At 51.0% G+C, this 1,628-nt stretch carries 1 rRNA gene; it reads left to right on the top strand.

Going from position 1 to position 1,628, the window contains the following annotated elements:
- The first annotated feature begins 62 nt into the window (after positions 1-62).
- A 16S ribosomal RNA gene (locus tag BUB33_RS15630) occupies positions 63-1,594 on the top strand.
- The last annotated feature ends 34 nt before the right edge of the window (positions 1,595-1,628 follow it).

The following is a 1,628-nucleotide window of genomic DNA, read 5'->3' as shown; positions in this document are numbered from 1 at the left end:
TTGGCTAACAAAGCGACGAACACATGAATTAAGTCAGCAAATAATTTGAGCTAATCAGACTTTTTAATGAGAGTTTGATCCTGGCTCAGGACGAACGCTGGCGGCGTGCCTAACACATGCAAGTCGAGCGAAGTTTTTAAAGAAGATTTCTTCGGAATGAAACTTTAATTATCTTAGCGGCGGACGGGTGAGTAACGCGTGAGAAACCTGCCTTTTACAAAGGGATAGCCTCGGGAAACTGGGATTAATACCTTATGACACTTAAATGTCGCATGAGATTTAAGTCAAAGCGTAAAGCGGTAAAAGATGGTCTCGCGTCCCATTAGTTAGTTGGTGAGGTAAAGGCTCACCAAGACAGCGATGGGTAGCCGGCCTGAGAGGGTGAACGGCCACACTGGAACTGAGACACGGTCCAGACTCCTACGGGAGGCAGCAGTGGGGAATATTGCACAATGGAGGAAACTCTGATGCAGCGACGCCGCGTGAACGATGAAGGCTTTCGGGTCGTAAAGTTCTGTCCTAAGGGACGATAATGACGGTACCTTAGGAGGAAGCCCCGGCTAACTACGTGCCAGCAGCCGCGGTAATACGTAGGGGGCAAGCGTTGTCCGGATTTATTGGGCGTAAAGGGTGCGTAGGCGGCCTTTTAAGTCAGATGTGAAAGATCACGGCTCAACCGTGGTAAGCATTTGAAACTGAAAGGCTTGAGTTAAGGAGAGGAAAGTGGAATTCCTAGTGTAGCGGTGAAATGCGTAGATATTAGGAGGAATACCAGTGGCGAAGGCGACTTTCTGGACTTATACTGACGCTGAGGCACGAAAGCGTGGGGAGCGAACAGGATTAGATACCCTGGTAGTCCACGCCGTAAACGATGAGTGCTAGGTGTTGGGGGTCAAACCTCGGTGCCGCAGCTAACGCATTAAGCACTCCGCCTGGGGAGTACGTACGCAAGTATGAAACTCAAAGGAATTGACGGGGACCCGCACAAGCAGCGGAGCATGTGGTTTAATTCGAAGCAACGCGAAGAACCTTACCAGGGCTTGACATGCCCCTGACCGTCCTAGAGATAGGGCTTTACCTTCGGGTACAGGGGACACAGGTGGTGCATGGTTGTCGTCAGCTCGTGTCGTGAGATGTTGGGTTAAGTCCCGCAACGAGCGCAACCCTTGCCTTTAGTTGCTAACAGATAAGCTGAGCACTCTAGAGGGACTGCCGATGACAAATCGGAGGAAGGTGGGGATGACGTCAAATCATCATGCCCTTTATGTCCTGGGCTACACACGTGCTACAATGGTCGGTACAACGAGCAGCTACTTAGCGATAAGATGCTAATCTCTTAAAGCCGATCCCAGTTCGGATTGCAGGCTGCAACTCGCCTGCATGAAGTCGGAGTTGCTAGTAATCGCGGATCAGAATGTCGCGGTGAATGCGTTCCCGGGTCTTGTACACACCGCCCGTCACACCATGGGAGTTGGCAATACCCGAAGCCAGTGAGCTAACCATTTGGAGGCAGCTGTCGAAGGTAGGGTCAATGACTGGGGTGAAGTCGTAACAAGGTAGCCGTATCGGAAGGTGCGGCTGGATCACCTCCTTTCTAAGGAGTTCAAAAGGACTCACACTGTTATGTT

The sequence above is a fragment of the Tissierella praeacuta DSM 18095 genome, from assembly GCF_900128955.1.
GTDB lineage: Bacteria > Bacillota > Clostridia > Tissierellales > Tissierellaceae > Tissierella > Tissierella praeacuta.
Note: the sequence above shows the minus strand (reverse complement) of the source record. Positions and strands in the feature narration are given on the sequence as shown.